An 18,605-nucleotide genomic window follows, 5' to 3' on the forward strand; every position below is an offset into this window, starting at 1 on the left:
CCGGGTGCCGTTCTGAAGGCCCTCAGCTCGGCTCCTCCGGCTCCGGCCCGCGGGTCACGTCGAGACCTGTGCCGGCGCCGGCTGGCGGGCCGACCTTGACCGGCGCGCCGGTGCGGGCGGATTCGTAGATCGCCTCCATTAGCACCTGGTCCTGGAGCCCCTCCTCGCCGGGGGTGCGGGGGCGCAGGTTCTCCTGGATGCACCGGGAGAAGTGGTCCATTTCCAGGGCGAACTGGTTCTTGGGGCTCAGCACCTTCTCGTCGCGGGCGCCGGACTTGCCGTCGCGGTGAGACACGAACAGGCGCTGGCCCTCGTACGCGAAGGCGTTATCCAGATCGACCGCGGCGTTGCCGGTGTGCAGCGTCAGGCTGCGCGCCTCGTAGACGCCGTAGCTCGACGTGCATTGCGCGATCACGCCGGACGGGAAGTGCATCGTGAAGCTCACCGTCTCCTCGACCTCGCGGAACTTCGGATCGTCGGGCGGCGAATGGATCTGAGCCTGGATCAGGTCCGGCTCCTCGCCGAGGACCGCCCGGGTGGTGTTGAGGCAGTAAAGCCCGATATCCGGCAGCGAGCCGCCGCCCGACAGCGCCTTCTTGAGCCGCCATTGCTCGGGCAGCCCGGTGGTCTGGCCGTTGAACGCCTGGATCATCCGCGGGCGCCCGAACTCGCCCGAGCGGGCGAGCTTGATCACCGCGCGGTTATGCGGCTCGTACTGGCAGCGATAGGCGATCATCAGCTTGACGTTGGCCTGATTGCAGGCCGCGATCATGTCGCGACATTCCTGCGACGCCACCGCCATCGGCTTCTCGCACAGCACCTGCTTTCCGGCCGCCGCGGCGGCCAGGACGTTGTCCCGGTGCACGCCGTTGGGCGTTACGATGTAGACCGCCTGAATCGCGGGATTGGCCTTGAGCCGGTCCCACTCGTCGTAGCCGTAGACGGCATCATCCGGCAGGCCGTATTGCCGCGCCACAAGCTTGGCCTTGTCGGGGGTGCCCGACATCACCGCGGCCAGCCGCGAACGCTTGGTCGCCCCGAAGGCCGGAAGAATTTCGTCGAGGCTCAGGCGCCCGAGGCCGATCACGCAATAGCCGACGCGCTGGCCCGGAGGCTGGGGGGCAGGGCTCGGCGCCGGCGGGCGGTCGGCCTGGCCGCGCCAGTTCGGGAACATCACGCGCCCGCCCTGGACCGCGCCGGTATCGGCCGGAACCGTCGGTCCGGGTTGCGCCGCCTGGGCCGCACCGCCGAGGCTGGCGCCGGCCAGGGCGCTCCCCGCGGCGAGGAGAGTGCGTCGTGAGAGCCGGGTGTCGTCCGCCATGAGCCTCGCCGTTTCCCTGAATTGGGGTCACGGCTCCGAATCGCCGCGACGTGGGTCGAGCGTCCGCTATCGGCGCTGTCCCGTCAGTGAACGCAGGCTGGCGCCCGGTCGTTTCCACCGAGCAACGCGGCGCGCAGACGCGTGACCTCGGCCTCGCTGTCGGCGAGGCGGCGAGCGAGCGCTGCCGGCTCGGACGCCGCCAGCGTCTCCGCGAACCCGATGCCGATCGTCGCGCCCGCCCGCCACGCCACGAAGGCGCGCCGGGTCTCGTTCCGGCAGGGGATGAACAGGTCGAAGCAATCCGGCAGCGTGGCCTCTGCCGGGACGCCGATCCTGGCACCGCCGAGCGAGACGTCGCGCACGACGCAGTCGATCTCGGGCAGGAAGGCGGCAATCGTGACGCGTCCGCCCAGGCAGACGCGGCGGCGGGCGGTTTGGCGACGCTCGATCACGATCGCGGTCCTCAGGTTATCGGTCGTTCCGACAACCTCAATCGAGCCCGGATGGCACCCTGAGGTCCACCTTAACCTCCAGTTTACCTTAACGGCTCGGTCAGGCCGGGGGCGGTGGGTCCGGCGCCTCGACCTCGCCTCGCCGCTGCAGCTGGAGGGCCACGAACCAGCACAGGCAGGCCCAGGCCGCCCCGATGCACCAACCGGCCAGCACATCGCTCGGCCAGTGCACGCCGAGATAGATCCGGCTGAGTCCGACGAGCAGCGTCAGCCCGACCCCGAGCCCGAGCACCAGAGCCTTCGCCCGGCGGTTGCGATCGACCCGGGCGACCAGGGTCGCGAGCGTCAGGTAGGCGATGGCCGACATGGTGGCGTGGCCGCTCGGGAAGCTCGCGGTGAACACCTCCATGCCGTGGGGCACGAGATCCGGCCGCGGCCGCTGGTAGAACAGCTTCAGCACCGTCGAGACCAACTCGCCGCTGCCGACCGCGGCGAGCACGAACACGCCGATCCGGCGCCGCCCGGAGACCGCCAGATAGGCCGCCACCGCGCAGGTCAGGAACAGCACCGTGAAGACGCTGCCGAGCCCGGTGATGTCGCGCATCGTCTCCTCGAGCCAGGGCGGCCCGATCGGGTCGGACAGGTCGGCCGGATTGCGCAGGGCGAGCAGGATCTTGCGGTCGAGCGCCGCGGTCGAGCCCTCGCCGACCTCGTGGGCGAGGTAGAAGAACCCGTAGCCGAGGATGCTGACGCCCAGCAGGGCGACCAGCGGGCCGACCTCGTTCAGCCGCAGGCGCAGCCAGACCGCCATCGCGCGGCCGGTGAGCGGATTGTGCTGCAAGCGACCGGGCGCGCTCATGGCGCGCACTTCCCGATGAACGTGCGGACCATCAGGCATTCTCCCCGAAGGCCAGAACGGCGACGGCCTCCCAGGGGCCGCCGAGATAGCGCCACAACCGGGTCGCGGGTGCCGTGAAATGGAACGGCGCGAAGCCGTCCGCCAAGTCGGCGTGGAGCGCGCGCGCCGTGTCGGGGGCGACCTTGTTCTGCACCGTCACATGCGGGCGCCAGCCCTGCCGGTCCTGCGCGGTGAGGTAGGGCTCGAAGGTCTTGGCGAGCCGGGCCCGGAAGTTCGACAGCGATTCGGATTCGAGGACGTAGGCGACTCCACGGCCGGTGAAGCGCAGGCCCGTGACGGCGACCCCAGGTGCCGGGACCGTGCGGGCCAGCGTCGTGATGGCCTCGATCACGCCGCGCTCCCGGTCCCCCGGCAGATGGTGGAACAGCGTCGCGTGGGCCGGGATGAAGTTCAGGGCTTCGGGGAAGTTGCGTCGGCGCTCGCCGTCGAAGCGCGCGAAGGTCGGCTCGTCGAAGGCGAGGGTCAGGATCAGGGGGGCCGCGTCATGCATGCGGGGCGACATGGCGCCTGAACTCGCTCAGGTCCAGTAGAGCACCCGTGCGGCCGGCAGGTCGCGGGCCAGACACGCCGTGAGATGGGCCCGCATCGCCTGCATCAGCGGCTTCGGGAAGACGTGCTTCACCGTGCCGAACTTGGTGCGCTTCTCGACCCGCTCGGCCTCGTCGAGGGGCAGGTCCGAGCCCGGATACCAGCTGCGCAGGACCGCCTTCGAGATCGGCGTGAACCGGTGGGTGATCAGTTCCGCGGTCAGGTCGAGATCGGGGATGCCGGCGAGCATATCGGCGGCGTCGCGGATCAGCCCGGCATAGGCGTCCTCCCAGCCCTCCACCGGGATGATCGGGGCGATGGTCAGGCCCACGGGATAGCCGGCCCGCGCCATGGCGGCCATCGCGGCGAGCCGCGCGTCGAGCGGGTCGGTGCCGCCCTCGTAGCGCGCGGCGGGGCGGGCGTTGACCGAGAAGCGGATGCGCGTGCGCCGGTTGTGCGGCAGGTCGAGCAGCGGCGCGACGGCTGCGAACTTCGTGGTAAAGCGCAGCTGCACCGGCGCGTCCCAGGCGCCGAAATGCCGGATCGCCGCCGATAGCGAGCCGGTGAGGTGCTCGATGCCCAGAGGGTCGGTGTAGCAGGACGCCTCGAAGGTCGTGCCCTCATGCGCCCGCTCGGCGGAGGCCGAGGTGACGGCACCCTGGCCGGCATAGGTCGCGAGGTTGTCGAGGATCGCATCGAGATTGGCGTAGGCGCGGGTCACCGGCGGGCCCTGGAGCGAGCCGGCCAGGTAGCAATACTGGCAATGGGCCGGGCAGCCCTCCGCCAAATCGAAGCGCCAGTCGGCCGAGGGCGGGATCGGCTGGAGCCGCAGCTTGGTCGGCGGCGCCACCGTGATCGCCAGGGTCGCCTTGGCCGAAGTGTAGGCCTTGCGCGGATCGGCATCGCGCAGGCCGGTCAGCCGGTTGGCGGCGAGCCGTTCCACCGACAACCCCATCGCCTCGGCGCGCTCCGCCATGGCGCGCCCATGGGCGAAATCGAGCGCGGCCGGGGTCACCAGCACCCGGCGCGGCCGCCAGAGTCGGGCCGGGCGGGGGCGGGCCGGATCGGCGCGGTCGGCTGCCGGCGTGGGCAGCAGGGCAGGGGACGAGGACATGCTTGTCGAACGCATGCCCTCCGCGCCGGGTCCGCCCCAGACGTCGGGGAGCGGTGCGGCCGAAGCACTCGCCGCCGTCGCGATGACCGGTTCGGCTCAAGCGAGCGCGTGAGGCCCGAAGCTTGAAACCGTTCGCGATTGCAAGCCGATCGGGAACGGCTCTAAAGCACGGCCATGGCTGCAGGCAGGGAGAACGTACATGTCGGCCGCGACGGATGGCTGTTCCTCATCGGCGGCAGCAACCGCGTCATGGACCGCTACCGGGGCGGCCTGCGGCACTGGCTGCTGCTGCGCGGCTGGACGCGGCTGATCGAAGCCCGAGCGCGCCGCGCCGAAAGCCTCGGGATCCGCTGCCTGCACGTGATCGTTCCGGAGAAGCTGTCGGTCTACGACGACAAGGTCGAGGGGCTGCGCTACGCCCCGGCCAAGGCCTCGACTCGGCGTCTGGCGCGGCGCCTGGCCCGGCACCCGGCCTATCTCGATCTCCTGGCCCCGCTGCGGGCGGGCCGCGACGGCCCGGCGCCGCTGTACCTGCGCACGGACACGCACTGGACCATCCAGGGCTGCCTGCTCGCCTATCGCGAGATCATGCGCGCCCTCGGGGCGATCCCGCCGGCCGATATCGGGGCGCGGCCGCAGATCGTCTCAGAGGCGGTGATGGACCTCGGCGAGAAGCTCCCCGGGCAGCCCCGGGAGCGGCTGGACCGGTTCATGCTGCAGCGTGACGCCAAGCGAGTTGAGGTCGGCCCGATGCTCGCCGCCTACGAGGCGCAAGGACGCGACCGGGAGGCGCATGTCGGCGCCCACGTCGTCTACCGGAACGAGACGGAGGCGGCCGATCCGCGCCGCCTCGTCCTGTTCGGCGATTCCTGCGCGCATTTCGACCCGTTCCTGCTGACCGGGCTGCTGGCCGAGAGCTTTCGCGAGGTCCACTTCGTGTGGTCGGCGAACCTGGATTGGGCCTACATCGAGCGCGTGCGCCCCGACATCCTGCTGTTCGAGCTGGCCGAGCGCTTCCTGGCCCGGCTCCCGAAGGACGATTTCGACGTGACGGTGTCGGGCCAGCGCGGCACCGGCGGGCGTGTGGCGCAGATGAAAGCCGCCCCGGCTCAGTAGATCGCCGGATCCAGGCGGGCGAACTCGGTGATGCTGGCCGCCTGGTACTTGGTGAAGGATTCCGGCGCACAGGCGATGCCGATCATCAGGACCAGCAGCGTCGCCACGCAGGCGAGCGTCGCCGTGACGAGATCCGCGTGCCGCCGGAGGGTGTGGATGATCAGGCACCCCAGGGTGAACAGGGCCGCCTCTGCGACGGGCACCAACGCGAACGACATCTCTTAAGCTCCATCCAGTCCCCCGCCGGGCCGGGGTCGCTGCGGGCGCGCAGCGGCGGGCGGGTGTCGTGAAGATGGCCGATTATGCTGCACTGCAACAGAAGCGTGGGCGCAAGCCTGCGTTGCACGCGGCTCTTGAGCGGGATGAGAACGTAGCCGGGCGCCCTGCACATGCCCCTTCCCCGACACCGCCCGGCTCCCATCTCGCTGCGATATCCACCGTGAACGGGACATCACCATGGGCCTCCTCGTCGACGGCATCTGGCGCGACCAATGGTATGACACGGCCTCGACCGGCGGCCGGTTCGAGCGGAAGGCCTCGTCCTTCCGCAACTGGGTGACCGCCGACGGCACGCCCGGCCCCTCGGGGAAGGGCGGCTTCAAGGCCGAGCCGGGGCGCTACCATCTCTACGTCTCGCTGGCCTGCCCCTGGGCCCACCGCACCCTGATCGGGCGCGCGCTAAAGCGCCTGGAGGACGCGATCACCGTCTCGGTGGTCGACCCGCATATGGGCGCCGAGGGCTGGGTGTTCGGCGACACCCCGGGGGCGACGCCGGACCCGATCCATCAGGCCAGCCGCCTCTACGAGATCTACCGGGCGGCGGACCCGACCTATACCGGCCGCGTCACGGTGCCGGTGCTGTGGGACCGGCAGCAGGGCACCATCGTGTCGAACGAATCCGCCGAGATCCTGCGGATGCTCAACGGCGCCTTCGGGGGGACCGGGCCGGACCTGTACCCGGAGGACCTGCGCGCCGAGATCGATGCGATCAACGCGCGGGTTTACGACCGGGTGAACAACGGCGTCTACAAGGCCGGCTTCGCCACCGCGCAGGAGGCCTACGCGGCCGCGTTCGAGACCCTGTTCGCCGAGCTCGACGCCCTGGAGGACCGCCTCGACCGGAGCCGCTACCTCTGCGGCACGCGGCTGACCGAGGCCGATATCCGGCTGTTCACCACGCTGGTGCGGTTCGACGCCGTCTATGTCGGGCACTTCAAATGCAACCGCCGCCGGATCGCCGACTATCCGAACCTGTCGAACTACCTGCGCGACCTCTACGCGCTCCCCGGCGTGGCCCCGACCGTGAACCTCACGCATATCAAGCGCCACTATTACGAGAGCCACCCGACCATCAATCCGACCGGGATCGTGCCCCTGGGGCCGGATCTGGACTTCTCCGCTCCCAACGACCGTGCCCTGCGCTTCGGCTAGGGCCCGGCCGCTCCGGACCGATCGGCGCGCCTCCCTCGACAGGCGGCCCCGCACGCCTAGTTCGTCGGCAAACGGAGGAGACCCGGCCCGCCATGACCACACGCCTGCGCCTCGCACTGCTCTGCGCCCTGTTCACCGTGCCGAGCGCGGCGCAGGCTCAGGCGGCGCTCAAGCTGGAGGGGACCTGCGAGAAGCTGGTCGTCGACGGGCGCGATCTCAGCGCGTCCTGCGGCAACGTGCTGATGAACGCGGTGAGCCGCAACCGCACCAGCTTCGACTTCAGCGCCGCGGACGGCCAGGCGCTGAGCTTCAGCGGCAACGGCGCCCAGCAGGAAGCCACCGAGGAGACCGACCCGCTGCAGCCGATCAACCTCGTGATGGTGGGCAAGGACGGCGCGCCGACGCTGGCGATCGGTGCCTGCCGGTTCTCGACGCCGGAGCCCGGCCGGACCGCGATCACCTGCGAGGCCAGCACCGCGGACGGCCACGCCTACGCGGGGACCTTCGTGACCGCCGCCAAGGCCGCGGAGACGGCGCCCCCCGGGGCGCCGGCGCGGTGAGTTTGGGCTGGTCAGAGCCGGTCCGAAGCCCCATCTAAGGCGCTCCACGAAAAAGTTCCGAAGCCAGGCCAATGCTGAATGATACCCTCGCCGGCGGCGCTGCCCCGGCCGGCGATACCGATGCCCTGATCAAGGACACGACCACCGCGGGCTTCCGACAGGATGTCATCGCCGAGTCGATGCATCGGCCAGTCCTGGTCGATTTCTGGGCGCCGTGGTGCGGCCCCTGCAAGCAGCTCACGCCGGTCCTGGAGAAGGTGGTCAAGGCGGCCAAGGGCGCGGTCGCCCTGGTCAAGATGAACATCGACGACCATCCCTCGATCGCGGGCCAGCTCGGCATCCAGTCGATCCCGGCGGTGATCGTGTTCCAGAAGGGCCAGCCCGTCGACGGCTTCATGGGCGCGGTGCCCGAGAGCCAGATCAAGGAGCTGATCGACCGGGTCGCCGGCCCCGCCCAGGATCCGGTCGAGTTGGCGCTCGCCGACGCCGCCGCCCTGATCGAGGAGGGCGACCTCGCGGACGCCTCCGAGATCTACGCGGCCGTGCTGGAGCAGCAGCCCGACAACGTCACGGCACTCGCCGGCCTGGCGAAGATGCAGCTCGATGCCGGCGAGATCGAGAATGCCAAGCGCGTGCTGGCGATGGTCCCGGAGGCGAAAGCCGCCGACCCGGCGCTCACCGGCATCCGCGCCGCCCTCGAACTCGCCGAGCAGGCCGCCTCGCTGGGCGACCTCGCGGGGCTGCAGCGGGAGGTCGAGGCCAACCCGGACGCCCACCAGGCGCGGTTCGACCTCGCCCTCGGTCTCGCCGCCGCAGGCGAGCGCGGTCAGGCGGTCGATCACCTGATCGAGCTGCGCAAGCGGGACAAGGACTGGAACGAGGATGCGGCGCGCAAGCAGCTCCTGCAGTTCTTCGAGGCCTGGGGCGTGATGGATCCCGACACGATCCGGGGACGGCGCAAGCTCTCGGCGCTCCTGTTCTCGTGACGCATCGACTCGCGCTGGGGCGGACCGTCCGACTCAGCTGGCCCAACCGGGAGGCGCCATGAGCACTCATGCGAGCTACAAGGGCCCGGCGGATTGCCCCGCCGTCATCCCGGTCTTCCCGCTGCCCGGCGCGTTGCTGCTGCCGCGCGGCCAGATGCCCCTGAACATCTTCGAGCCGCGCTATCTGTCGATGATCGACGATGCGATGCGCACGGACCGGGTCATCGGCATGATCCAGCCCGATCCCGAGGGCTCGGGGGCTGCCAACCCCAAGCTCTACCGGGTCGGATGCGCCGGACGGATCACGCAATACGCCGAGACGGGTGACGGCCGCTATCTGGTCTCGCTGACCGGCATCAGCCGGTTCCGGGTGGAGAGCGAGCTGGCCTCGACCAGCGCCTACCGCCGCTGCCACGTCTCCTACGACGACTTCGCGGTGGACTTCGAGCCGCGTGCGGGTGAGGAACAGGTCGACCGCGACGGCGTCCTCAAGGCGCTTCGCGACTTCGTGGAGTCGAACGACCTGAAGGTGGATTGGGCCGGGATCGACGAGGCGCCCGACGAGGCGCTGGTCAACGCCCTCTGCATGATGAGCCCGTTCGGCGTCCGCGAGAAGCAGGCGATGCTGGAGGCCTCCGACCTCAAGACCCGGGCGGAGATCCTGATCGCGGTCACGCAGATGGAACTGGTTCGCGGCTCCGGCCCCGAACCGACGATGCAATAGGCGGCACGACCTCATGACCAACGACCTCACCAACCCCGTCGAGGCGACGCGCGTGGATCCGAAGCTGCTCGAAATCCTGGTCTGCCCGCTGACCAAGGGCACCCTGGACTACGATGCCGCCCGCCAGGAGCTGATCAGCCGCTCCGCCAAGCTCGCCTACCCGATCCGCGACGGCATCCCGATCATGCTGCCGGAAGAGGCACGCCCGCTGACGGATTGAGGGCGGGGGGGGGTCGCGAACCCGTGAAACGCCTGCCGTAGGGGCACCTGGCTTCACACGACACGTTTTGCGTCGTCCATAGGCCGCCGGCACAAAGCCCGATCCAACGATGGCGCGTGTCTCCCTCCCCCCTCTGCGGGGGAGGGTGGCCCCCGAAGAAGGTCGAGAGAGGGGAACCCGGGTTCAGGAAAGGGCGCGACCGGCATGACGGGGAAGCCCTGTTCTACACCGTCGCTCCCTTCTCCCGACCCCTGCTGACGCCGGGGCCAGCCTCCCTCGCAGAGCTACGGGCTATACAGGTTTCGGTCAGAGCCGTGGTCCTGCCGCTGGCAGAAGTGACGCGGGTCCCCTCTCCCGTGCGGGAGAGGGACAGGGTGAGGGGTGCGACCTCTCCGGAAAGACCTGGCCCCTCACCCCGACCCTATCCCGCACGGAAGAGGGGGCGCGTCGCGGCCTGCAACAGCGCCGTGCCTCAAAACTGTGTAGGCCGTAGCCCGCAGAGGGGGGAGGGAGAGGCACGTGGGTTGCGCCGCCGTGCTCATTCATCGAAGATCCGAACACGACATTCGAACGAACGCCCGCCCGCCCCGCCAATACCGCCAAGCAATCGCAAAACGCAGCGTGGCTATTTCAAATCCAACCGCCGGCGGATCCTGATCTCATCCCCAAAAATTCGTGGCCATACTCTCGCCGCTTCTCTCGTTCAGCATGGAGTCATCCTCCGTCAACGAGTGTGATCCGGCGCGCCAGAACGGGCGGCGCGTGCATTGCTGAAAGAGAGTCCCGCATGATCAAGCTGGTCGCCACCGCCATTCTCGCCGCCGGCCTGTCCTTCGCAGCCTCCCGGCCGGCCCGTGCCGAGCCGGGCGCGAACAACGGGACGTGGTCGGTCGAGCTGGTGACGGAGAGCGGCCTGTGCAGCGCCCGCTATTCCTACGCGCTGGCGATCCGGGAGGGGCAGGTGCAGCTGGCCTCGGGCGGCGCGGGCGCCCGGGTGAGCGGCCATGTCGGCGCAGATGGCAGCGTCGGGCTCGCCGTCACCAACGGGACGGCGAGCGGCACCGGGACCGGGCGGCTCCAGGCCGGCACCGGCTCGGGCACCTGGAAGGTCGCCTCCCTGTGCTCGGGCCGCTGGACCGCGCGGCGCCGGGACGACCGCACCGCGCAGGCCGACTGATCGCGGTCAGGCGGCGCCGGCGAGCCAGGTGCGGGCCTCGGCGAGGCGGGCGCGCTCGAACACCTTGATCTGGGTCGGCGAGACGAAGTTGAAGGTCTCGGCCAGGGCCTTCAGCCAGGGCGCATCCGTCACCAGGGCGACGTGGCTGACGCTCTTCATCATCGAGATGCCGAAGCGCGGGTCCTTGAAGAACGCGGCCGGCTCCATGCCCTCGAAGGCGCGGATATCCTCGAGCAGCTTGATCTTGCCGCCCTTGTCGAGGTCCGCCTTCATGGCGTTCATGGCGGTGTTCATCTCCTCGTCGGAGATCTTGCCGTCGACCACGATCTCGGCGACATTCGAATCCGGCGTCTTGGTATAGGTCAGCACTGATCGCTCCTCCGGGAACCGCACGCGTTCCGCCGCCGGGATCCGGCCGCGGGTCCGCTGCCCGTGCGGGCAGTGTCTTACAAAAAGCTCTGCGGGTCGACATCGATCGCGACCTTGACGTTGCCGCGCACCTTCGGGCCGCGGGCGATCCAGGCGCGCAGATAGGCCTGCATGTCGATGTTGCGCTCGGTCTTCACCAGTAGCCGGAACCGGTAGCGGCCCCGGACCAGGGCGAGGGGCGCCTCCGCCGGCCCGAGCACCATCACGCCCTCGGGCGGGTCGGCGGCGCGGGCGAGGGCCTGGCCGTGGGCCTCCGCGACCTCGCGCTCGGCGGCCGAGACGATCAGCGCGGCGAGCCGCCCGAACGGCGGCAGGCCCGCCGCCTCGCGGGCCTGGATCTCTTCCTGGTAGAAGCGCTCGGCATCCCCGGACAGCAGCGAGGCGATCACCGGGTGCTCGGGCTGGTAGGTCTGCACCAGCGCTCGCCCGGGTCTGTCGCCGCGTCCGGCCCGGCCGGTGACCTGCTGGAGCAGCTGGAAGGTGCGCTCCGCCGCCCGGGGATCGCCCGAGGTCAGGCCGATATCGGCGTCCAGCACCCCGACCAGGGTCAGGCCCGGGAAGTTGTGGCCCTTGGCCACCAGCTGCGTGCCGATCACGAGGTCGCACTCGCCGGCCGCCACCGCCTCCAGCTCCTGCCGCAGCCGGTCGGCGCCACCGGGAAAGTCGCTCGACAGGACCACGATACGGCGGTCGGGAAACAGCCCGGCGGCCTCCTCGGCGATCCGCTCGACCCCGGGGCCGCAGGCGGTCAGGTTGTCGAAGGTGCCGCACTCGGTGCAGGCGTCGGGCCGCCGCTCGGTATAGCCGCATTGGTGGCAGACCAGCGCCCGCCGGAACCGGTGCTCCACGAGCCAGGTCGAGCAGTTCTTGCACTGGTAGCGATGCCCGCAGGCCCGGCACAGGGTCAGCGGGGCGTAGCCCCTTCGATTGAGGAACAGCAGCGCCTGCTCGCCGCGCTCAAGGGTGGCCTTCACGGCGTTGACCAGGGGCGGGCTCAGGAAGCGGCCGCGCTCGGGCTGGTCCTTGCGCATGTCGATGGCGGCGATGTCGGGCAGGCGCCGGCCGCCGAAGCGCTCCGGCAGCAGCACGTGGCGGTAGCGCCCGCGCGCCGCGTTCACCCGGGTCTCGATCGAGGGCGTCGCCGAGGCCAGGACCACCGGGCAGCCCTCCAGGCGCCCGCGCACCACCGCCATGTCGCGGGCGTGGTAATGCACGCCGTCCTCCTGCTTGTAGGCGGCCTCGTGCTCCTCATCGACCACGATCAGGCCGAGGCGGGCGAAGGGCAGGAACAGGGCCGAGCGGGCGCCGACCACCACCAAAGCCTCGCCGGCCGCCACGGCCGCCCGCAGACGCTCGCGGCGCTTGCCGCCGATGCCGGAATGCCAGGCCGCCGGCCGGACCCCGAAGCGCTGGGCGAAGCGGTCGAGGAACTGCGCCGTCAGGGCGATCTCGGGCATCAGGATCAGCGCCTGCCGCCCGGCCCGGATGCAGGCGGCGACCGCCTCGAAATAGACTTCGGTCTTGCCCGAGCCGGTGACGCCTTCGAGCAGGATCGGCCGGTTGTCGGCCGAGTCCGACTCCGGATGCCGCCACGGGAACGGCTCGACCAGCTCCGTCACCGCCTCGGCCTGGGCCGGCGAGAGCGGAGTCCGCGGGAAGTCGGGGTCGGGCCGCGGCGCCACCGGTTCGGGCTCGACCGCGACGGTCTCCAGGACGCCGTCGTCGATCAGGCCGTCGATCACCGAGAGCGAGACCCCGGCCTCCTTGGCGAGCGCGCTCTTGCCGCGCAGCGCCCGGTCCACCGCCACCGCCAGGACCTTGGCCCGCGAAGCGGTCGGCCGGGTCGGCGCCTTGTCGGTGAGGCGCACCGCCACCCGGGCGGTCTCGGCGGCGGCGGCCTCGTCGGGCAGGCGCAACACCATGGCGAGCGCCGAGCCCTTGGGCGCGAGGGTGTAGCGGGCGATCCAGTCGACCAGGCTGCGCAGGGGCTCGGAGAGCGGCGCGTAGGGCAGGCGGCCCGTGACCGGGCGCAGGTTCGAGCCGCCGGCGGTCTCGGCCAGGCCCCAGACCACCCCGACGATCTCGCGGGGCCCGAGCGGCACTTGCACCACGTCGCCGACCGCGAGGTCGAGGGGGCCGGGCACGGCGTAGCTGTAGGGCGCATCGAGCGCCAGCGGGATCAGGATCTCGGCGACAAAGGGCATGCGGGGCGTATCGGGTGGGTCCGTTCCGGGTCCGTACCACACGGCCGGGAAAAGAACTCGCGGCTTCAGCGGTCCCGGAGGCCCGGCACCAGGGGCAGGGCGGCGACGCTCAGGGCCGCCATCGCCCAGAAGGCAGGCGCCCCGAACGCGCCGTAGAGCGCCCCGGAGGCCAGGGTGGCGAGCACGCTGGACAGGCCGAGCCCCAGGGTTCCGTAGAGCGCCAGCGCGGTGGCCCGGCGTTCCGGCGGCGTCGCCGCCTCGATCAGCCCGAGGCAGGCGAGGTGCAGCAGGGCGAAGCTCAGCCCGTGCAGGAGCTCCGCAGCGGCGAGGATCGGGATCGCTGTGGTCGAGGCCAGCGTCGCCCAGCGCAGGGCGCCGGCGAGGGCCGCGACCGCGACCCCGGCCGGAAGCCCGATCCGCGCCAGGAGCCACGGGCCAGCGAGCAGGAAGACCAAGACCTCGGCCGCCACCGATCCGGACCAGAGCAGCCCGGCGGTTCCGGCCCCGATCCCGGCGCCGCGCCACAGGATCATCGCGAAGCCGTCATGCATGGCATGGGCGCCGACCACCAGCGAAGCCGCGAAGACCACGCGAAGGAAGCGCGGCAGCCGCAGCAACCCCGCGAAGTTGTGCCACGGCATTTCGCGATTCTTCGCCGCGCCGTCACGGACCGGAAGCGCCAGGGCCGCGCCCGCCGCCGCGATGAACAATCCGCCGCTCGCCACCAGGGCGGCCGCCAGGCCAAACGCGGCGATCAGGCCGCCGGCGGCGCCGGTGCCGGCGATGAAGGCGGCCGAGCCGGCGGCCCGGACCCAGCCGTATTGGAAGACGGTCCCGCCCCGGGCGGCGGCGAGCGCCAGCGCGTCGGCCAGCGGCGCCGGCGCGGCGGTTCCCACCGCGTAGAGGAGGGCCGGCGCGAGGAGCGCCCAGAAGCCCGCCCCGGGCAGGTGTGCCAGGACGGCGAGACCTGCGAGGGCGACGCTCGCCGCCAGGACGGGGCGCCCGGCCCGGCGCCGGTCGGCGACGGCGCCGGCGAGCGGCCCGACCACGAGCCGCAGGGCGCCGGCGGCGGCCAGGAGGATACCGATCTCTCCGGGGCTCAGGCCGCGTGCCGCCAGGAAGCCGGGGAGGATCGGCGAGAGGAAGCCGTAGGCCCCGTAGAGGGCGGCGTACAGGAGGAGGAAGCGGGACAGGCCGCCCCGCCAAGCCGTGCCGTGCGCGCCCGGATCCATCGGAGCAGCCTCGTCAGGACGCGGGCGGAGGGCGGGACGGCATGCCGGTCCGATCGGTGGGCGGGGACACGTCCGCAAGCCCACGGCCAGACAACGGCATCCGGATCGCTAAATCAAATCATTGCGCCGGATGAACTGTCTTGTCCTGACGATTCAGAGATCAGCCGCATGTATGCGCACGGCGTCATCCGATCGCGCGCCCTCCGCGAACACCGCTTCGGCACCGTGACTGTCGGCTTGAGCGCCGATTGGGCCGACGAAGCCAAGTTCGAAGCAGCCGCTGCGCGTCCGTACCTCGGGACGAGGTGGCGGTATGGGATTTCTTCCAGAGGGGCGGGACGCGCGTCGGATGGGACGCCTCGCCCGACGGCGCGCGTGTCCCGCGCCTCTCAGGAGTGCCGGCGGACCGCGTAGCGGTAGCGGCGGCCCTGCTCATCCAGCAGTTCGCTATCGGAGCCCTCCTGCCAGACGACCTCGTCCTGCGGGCCCTTGGCGTTCGTCAGGGTCGCGCCGCGGACGATGTCCAGGCTGAGGCCGAAGCCGTAATTGGTCGCGGTGGCGTCCGCGATCGCGGCCGAGATGTCGGCTTCGTCGGGCAGGCAGGCGAACAGGACGCCGTCGGCAATCGCGAGGGTATAGGTTTGCACGGATGGGCTCCGGGAATCGGGGCGAGTGGGGGCCGGCACGCGAGCGCCACAACCTAGGAGGCCCCTTCGGGACGAGAAGCGCGTTCTCCGAAATGCTGCATTGCAACATGGTGAGAGCGCGCTCCATCACAAGGTGCCGAGCCCCGGCGTCTCAGCGGGCCAGATGCGCGTCCAGGAACCGGGCCATCTCGCCGAACACCTCCTTGGTCTCCGGAGCGTTCGGGGCCGCGAGGTACTGGGCGTGCGACATGCCCTCGAACAGCTGGAGATCGGCCTCGATCCCGGCAGCGCGCAACTTGCGGTGGGTACGCACCGTGTTCGACAGGAACAGGTCGCGGGTGCCGCTGATCAGGATCGCCGGGGGCAGGCCGGTAAAGTCGCCGTTGATCGGGGACAGTTGCGGATCCTTCAGATCGCGCCCGGCCGCGTAGAGTCTGGCCGCCGGGGTCAGATAGCCGGAATAGCTCACCAGCACGTTGTCGAGCCATTCATTGGTCCGGTAGCTGTCGCCGGTCTCGGTCATGTCCGACCACGGCGTCCCGAGCCCGATCGCGGCGGGCAAGGCCAGGCCCTCGGCCTTGGCGCGCAGCATCAGCGCCAGGGTCATGCCGCCGCCCGTGGAGGTGCCGAACACGCCCATGTTCTGCGGCTTCTGCATGGCCAGCATGGATTTCCAGACCGCGGTCGCGTCGTCCATGGCGGCGGGGTAGGGGGCATCGGGCGGCATGCGGTAATCGACCGAGATCACCTTGTAGCCGCCGAGCCCGGCCATCAGGATCGCCTCCAGGGTGCCGGCCTCGCCCGGATTGTAGACGTAGCCGCCGCCGTGAATGTGCAGCAGCAGCCGGTTGCGGTTGGCTTCCGGGATCGTCCGGGGCTGGACCACGAACACCTTCACGCCGCCGATCACCGCGGCCTCGCTGGTGACGCCGAGCTTTTCGCGGAGCGCGGGCAGGGTCGCGGCGCCGGCCGCCGCCAGCCGGTCGATCAGGGCCCTCCAGCCGGCGGCGTCCGGCGGGTTCGCGTTCCAGGCCGGCGCCCGGTAGGGTGCCGCGACGGCGTTGCGGAAGTCCGGGCTGACGGTGTCGGGCACGGGAATGACTCGGCCCGGCACCGTGCGGGGTCCGGGCGCGGCGTTGGCTGCACCCATCTCGGCTTCCAGGCCTTTGAATTCGGCCACGGGGGCCGCCTGCCCGAAGGCGGCGTGCGTGCCGAGCGCGATCATCAGCAGGGCGGGCAGGCTCAGGCGCATCGGGTTTCCTCCGGCGAGCGGCCCCGTGCGGTGGCCCGTCGTTGCGGGCCCAGGGGCACTCGTTTGCGATGGTTACAGGGGTGGGTGGCGGATTGCAGGGTGGGATTCGTTTTTCTCCCGGAGGTCTGGGCATTGCACGGAGGTTTGAACCCCTTGCCGTCATTGCGAGCGCAGCGAAGCAACCCAGTCAACCGCCACCTTCGGGGATCGCGCGCTGCCCTGGGTTGCTTCGCTGCGCTCGCAATGACGGTGCGGAAGGGACAACTCGGTCCCCCAAACAATCACCCCACAACCCGGGGCAGGGCGGCCGGGTGTTCCGGCTCGACCACCACGGTGGCGGGCACGGTTCCGTCAGCGACCAGGGCATCCGCGACGGCGTCGGCGGAGATCGCGGATTCGGGTGCGGTCTCACCGGGGGCGGTGGGCTCTGCGGTGATCCGGGCGGTGTCGCGACGGGGCGGCGTGTCGGCGCCGGCATGCTCGTCGGCGACCCGGGCGACGGCGTCGGCGGCGATCAGGCCGATCCCGGCCGCGTGCTCGGCCATGGCGACGCTGTCGGCGGCGAGCACCAGGCTGGAGCCCGAGCGGGCCACGGCCCCGGCGAGGCGAACGATCTCTTCCACCCGGGCGGCGTCGTTGGAGACGTTGCGGATGTAGACGGCGAGCACCCGCCCGGGATGCTCCTCGACGATCTGGGCATAGACTTCCGGATCGTGCTGGCCGCTGTCGCCGATCAGCACGAACGGCAGGTCGCGGTAGAGCGACAGCATGTGGCGGATCAGCGCCTGCTTGTGATCGGTGGCCCGGCGCGGCAGCGGGTGCGTCCAGGACAGGCCCCATTCCCGCAGGAACAGCACCGGTCCCACCGGAATGCCGTGCCGCTGGAAGAACTCGGACAGCATCTCGTAGAGGCCCCAGGGGGCGCGGGACACGTAGAGCATCGGGTTGCCCTCGGACCCGCCGGCGCCGGCGTGCAGGGCCCGGTACAGGGCGGCGACGCCGGGAAACGCGACCCGGCTGTCGGCATCCTCGACGAACAACCGCCACAGCATCTTCAGCTTGTTGGCGACGCCGGTGCGCATCACCGTATCGTCGATGTCGCTGACGACCACGCAGCGGCAGCCGTCGGGCGGGATGAACACCGCGCCCTCGGCGGGGATCGGCGTCGCGTCCTCGAGGACGAGGTCCACCGGCTGCCAGGCCCCGGGGCGCCCGGGCAGGGCGCGCGGATGCAGGTGCAGGCGGAAATAGCCGTCGCGGTCGGTCTCGACCCGCGCCTCGTCACCGCCGAACCGCGCCGTGATCGCGGCGCCTGCCACCGTGCGCCGGGCGATGCGGCGACGCAGGTCGCGCCATTGTGCCCGCACGGAATCCGGATCCTCTCCGGGAATGCCCGGGGATTGCCGGAACACGCGGCCGATCAGGAAGATCTCGGCCCGTGAGCCGTAGCCGCGATACGGCTCGACCACGAGCCCGCCGAGGCCCGTGCCGCCATGCCCCTGGGCACGCCGGACCGGGCGGGTGAGGACCCGCAGCGCCTTGGTGACGCCGCGGCGAACCCGTGAAGCCATGCCGCTGATCTCCGGTCAGGGGCTCACGCCTGCGGCAATTCGGGGGTGAGTCCCATCGCGTCGAGGCCCTCCTCCAGGAGGTCTCCGGCATCCGGGGCACTCAGCAACTCCTTCACGGCGCCCTCACCGACGGATTCGCGCTCCCGGGCGAAGCGCACGGCCTCACCCCATTCCTCCGGCTCCATGTCGCCGCGGCCGATATAGAGCAGGGCCAGGAGTTCGGCCCGGGCATCGTCGTCCAGCCCGGCGATCGCGCCGCGGACCTCGGATTCGGTGGCGTCGTCGGTGCCCGAGGTCAGGACGTCGGTGGAGCCGTCGTCGATCGGGTTCGAGCCGGAATCCGGATCGGTGTCGCCCTCCTTCACATCGATGGCGCGCAGCCGGAGAACGATGTCGGTGACGGTCTCGACGGGGATATCCATGCTGTGTTCTCCGGACGGCTCACCGGGTCTGACGTTCGACCCTCAGGCCGCGACAACGGGCGAGCGGGCGCCGGGTTCGCCGCGTCGAACGGGTTGGTCGTCCTTGCGTGGTCCGCGCCACTTCCCGGCGGCATGACCGTCGGCTAGAGGCTGGAAGAACCTCCGAACAACCGGATCGACAGCGGCGATAGACGTGACATCTGTAAATGCTGCCTGGACGGTTCCCGTCGATAGTTTTGATGGCCTTTCTTCAAGTGTCGCCACATCCTCTCGCCGATCGATCCGGGCCTGGGCGCTCCC

The 18,605-nt window shown here is 70.9% G+C and carries 21 protein-coding genes; 7 read left to right on the forward strand and 14 right to left on the reverse strand.

Annotated features, from left to right (window positions below):
- Positions 1–22: 22 nt before the first annotated feature.
- The 5 genes from MKL09_RS13190 to MKL09_RS13210 form a co-directional block, all read right to left on the reverse strand.
- Entirely contained in the window at positions 23–1,321 is a 1,299-nt protein-coding gene (locus MKL09_RS13190) for a Gfo/Idh/MocA family protein (RefSeq protein WP_244020694.1), read from the reverse strand.
- Positions 1,322–1,404: 83 nt separating this feature from the next.
- Complete coding sequence (locus tag MKL09_RS13195) at positions 1,405–1,773, reverse strand: PilZ domain-containing protein (RefSeq protein ID WP_244020697.1); 369 nt, start codon at positions 1,771–1,773, stop codon at positions 1,405–1,407.
- Between the two features lie 100 nt (positions 1,774–1,873).
- Positions 1,874–2,632, reverse strand: coding sequence for a phosphatase PAP2 family protein (locus MKL09_RS13200; RefSeq protein ID WP_244020699.1), 759 nt, complete (start codon positions 2,630–2,632; stop codon positions 1,874–1,876).
- A gap of 31 nt (positions 2,633–2,663) precedes the next feature.
- A complete protein-coding gene (locus tag MKL09_RS13205) occupies positions 2,664–3,182 on the reverse strand; it encodes a 2'-5' RNA ligase family protein (RefSeq protein ID WP_244020727.1) in 519 nt (172 codons plus the stop codon).
- Positions 3,183–3,209: 27 nt separating this feature from the next.
- Complete coding sequence (locus tag MKL09_RS13210) at positions 3,210–4,334, reverse strand: SPL family radical SAM protein (RefSeq protein ID WP_244020701.1); 1,125 nt, start codon at positions 4,332–4,334, stop codon at positions 3,210–3,212.
- Between the two features lie 174 nt (positions 4,335–4,508).
- Between MKL09_RS13210 and MKL09_RS13215 the strand changes: the two genes are divergently transcribed.
- Entirely contained in the window at positions 4,509–5,450 is a 942-nt protein-coding gene (locus MKL09_RS13215) for an alginate O-acetyltransferase AlgX-related protein (RefSeq protein WP_244020704.1), read from the forward strand.
- Here the strand turns inward: MKL09_RS13215 and MKL09_RS13220 are convergent.
- Positions 5,444–5,668: a hypothetical protein gene (locus MKL09_RS13220; protein WP_244020706.1), complete on the reverse strand. Its 225-nt coding sequence runs from the start codon at positions 5,666–5,668 to the stop codon at positions 5,444–5,446. The two genes, MKL09_RS13215 and MKL09_RS13220, sit on opposite strands and share 7 nt — an antisense overlap.
- A 238-nt stretch (positions 5,669–5,906) precedes the next feature.
- On the opposite strand from MKL09_RS13220, the gene MKL09_RS13225 reads away from it, so the two are divergent.
- The 6 genes from MKL09_RS13225 to MKL09_RS13250 all read left to right on the forward strand — a co-directional run bounded on the left by MKL09_RS13225 (position 5,907) and on the right by MKL09_RS13250 (position 10,548).
- Positions 5,907–6,881 carry a glutathione S-transferase family protein gene (locus MKL09_RS13225; protein ID WP_244020708.1) on the forward strand — a complete coding sequence of 325 codons (975 nt, stop codon included), beginning with the start codon at positions 5,907–5,909 and terminating at the stop codon, positions 6,879–6,881.
- 92 nt (positions 6,882–6,973) lie between these two features.
- Positions 6,974–7,441 (forward strand): hypothetical protein, encoded by a 468-nt coding sequence (locus tag MKL09_RS13230; protein ID WP_244020710.1) that lies wholly within the window; start codon positions 6,974–6,976, stop codon positions 7,439–7,441.
- 71 nt (positions 7,442–7,512) lie between these two features.
- Positions 7,513–8,427 carry a thioredoxin gene (gene trxA, locus MKL09_RS13235; RefSeq protein ID WP_244020711.1) on the forward strand — a complete coding sequence of 305 codons (915 nt, stop codon included), beginning with the start codon at positions 7,513–7,515 and terminating at the stop codon, positions 8,425–8,427.
- A 58-nt stretch (positions 8,428–8,485) separates the two neighbouring features.
- Entirely contained in the window at positions 8,486–9,151 is a 666-nt protein-coding gene (locus tag MKL09_RS13240) for an LON peptidase substrate-binding domain-containing protein (RefSeq protein WP_244020713.1), read from the forward strand.
- Between the two features lie 13 nt (positions 9,152–9,164).
- Positions 9,165–9,371 carry a Trm112 family protein gene (locus tag MKL09_RS13245; protein ID WP_243963683.1) on the forward strand — a complete coding sequence of 69 codons (207 nt, stop codon included), beginning with the start codon at positions 9,165–9,167 and terminating at the stop codon, positions 9,369–9,371.
- Between the two features lie 787 nt (positions 9,372–10,158).
- Positions 10,159–10,548 carry a hypothetical protein gene (locus MKL09_RS13250; RefSeq protein WP_244020714.1) on the forward strand — a complete coding sequence of 130 codons (390 nt, stop codon included), beginning with the start codon at positions 10,159–10,161 and terminating at the stop codon, positions 10,546–10,548.
- 6 nt (positions 10,549–10,554) lie between these two features.
- Here MKL09_RS13250 and MKL09_RS13255 read toward each other — a convergent pair whose 3' ends face one another.
- The 8 genes from MKL09_RS13255 to MKL09_RS13290 form a co-directional block, all read right to left on the reverse strand.
- Positions 10,555–10,917, reverse strand: coding sequence for an STAS/SEC14 domain-containing protein (locus MKL09_RS13255; RefSeq protein WP_243960671.1), 363 nt, complete (start codon positions 10,915–10,917; stop codon positions 10,555–10,557).
- A 77-nt stretch (positions 10,918–10,994) separates the two neighbouring features.
- Complete coding sequence (locus MKL09_RS13260) at positions 10,995–13,181, reverse strand: primosomal protein N' (RefSeq protein WP_244020715.1); 2,187 nt, start codon at positions 13,179–13,181, stop codon at positions 10,995–10,997.
- A 65-nt stretch (positions 13,182–13,246) separates the two neighbouring features.
- Positions 13,247–14,413: an MFS transporter gene (locus tag MKL09_RS13265; protein ID WP_244020716.1), complete on the reverse strand. Its 1,167-nt coding sequence runs from the start codon at positions 14,411–14,413 to the stop codon at positions 13,247–13,249.
- Positions 14,414–14,802: 389 nt separating this feature from the next.
- A complete protein-coding gene (locus MKL09_RS13270) occupies positions 14,803–15,060 on the reverse strand; it encodes a hypothetical protein (RefSeq protein ID WP_244020717.1) in 258 nt (85 codons plus the stop codon).
- 151 nt (positions 15,061–15,211) lie between these two features.
- Entirely contained in the window at positions 15,212–16,312 is a 1,101-nt protein-coding gene (locus MKL09_RS13275) for an alpha/beta hydrolase (protein WP_244020718.1), read from the reverse strand.
- Between the two features lie 281 nt (positions 16,313–16,593).
- Positions 16,594–17,883: an App1 family protein gene (locus tag MKL09_RS13280; protein ID WP_244020719.1), complete on the reverse strand. Its 1,290-nt coding sequence runs from the start codon at positions 17,881–17,883 to the stop codon at positions 16,594–16,596.
- A 23-nt stretch (positions 17,884–17,906) separates the two neighbouring features.
- Complete coding sequence (locus tag MKL09_RS13285) at positions 17,907–18,305, reverse strand: DUF3775 domain-containing protein (protein WP_244020720.1); 399 nt, start codon at positions 18,303–18,305, stop codon at positions 17,907–17,909.
- Between the two features lie 42 nt (positions 18,306–18,347).
- Positions 18,348–18,605 (reverse strand): hypothetical protein (locus MKL09_RS13290; RefSeq protein WP_244020721.1); only part of this gene is annotated, 258 nt, incomplete at its 5' end.

It is taken from the genome of Methylobacterium sp. J-048 (assembly GCF_022829515.1).
Classification (GTDB): domain Bacteria; phylum Pseudomonadota; class Alphaproteobacteria; order Rhizobiales; family Beijerinckiaceae; genus Methylobacterium.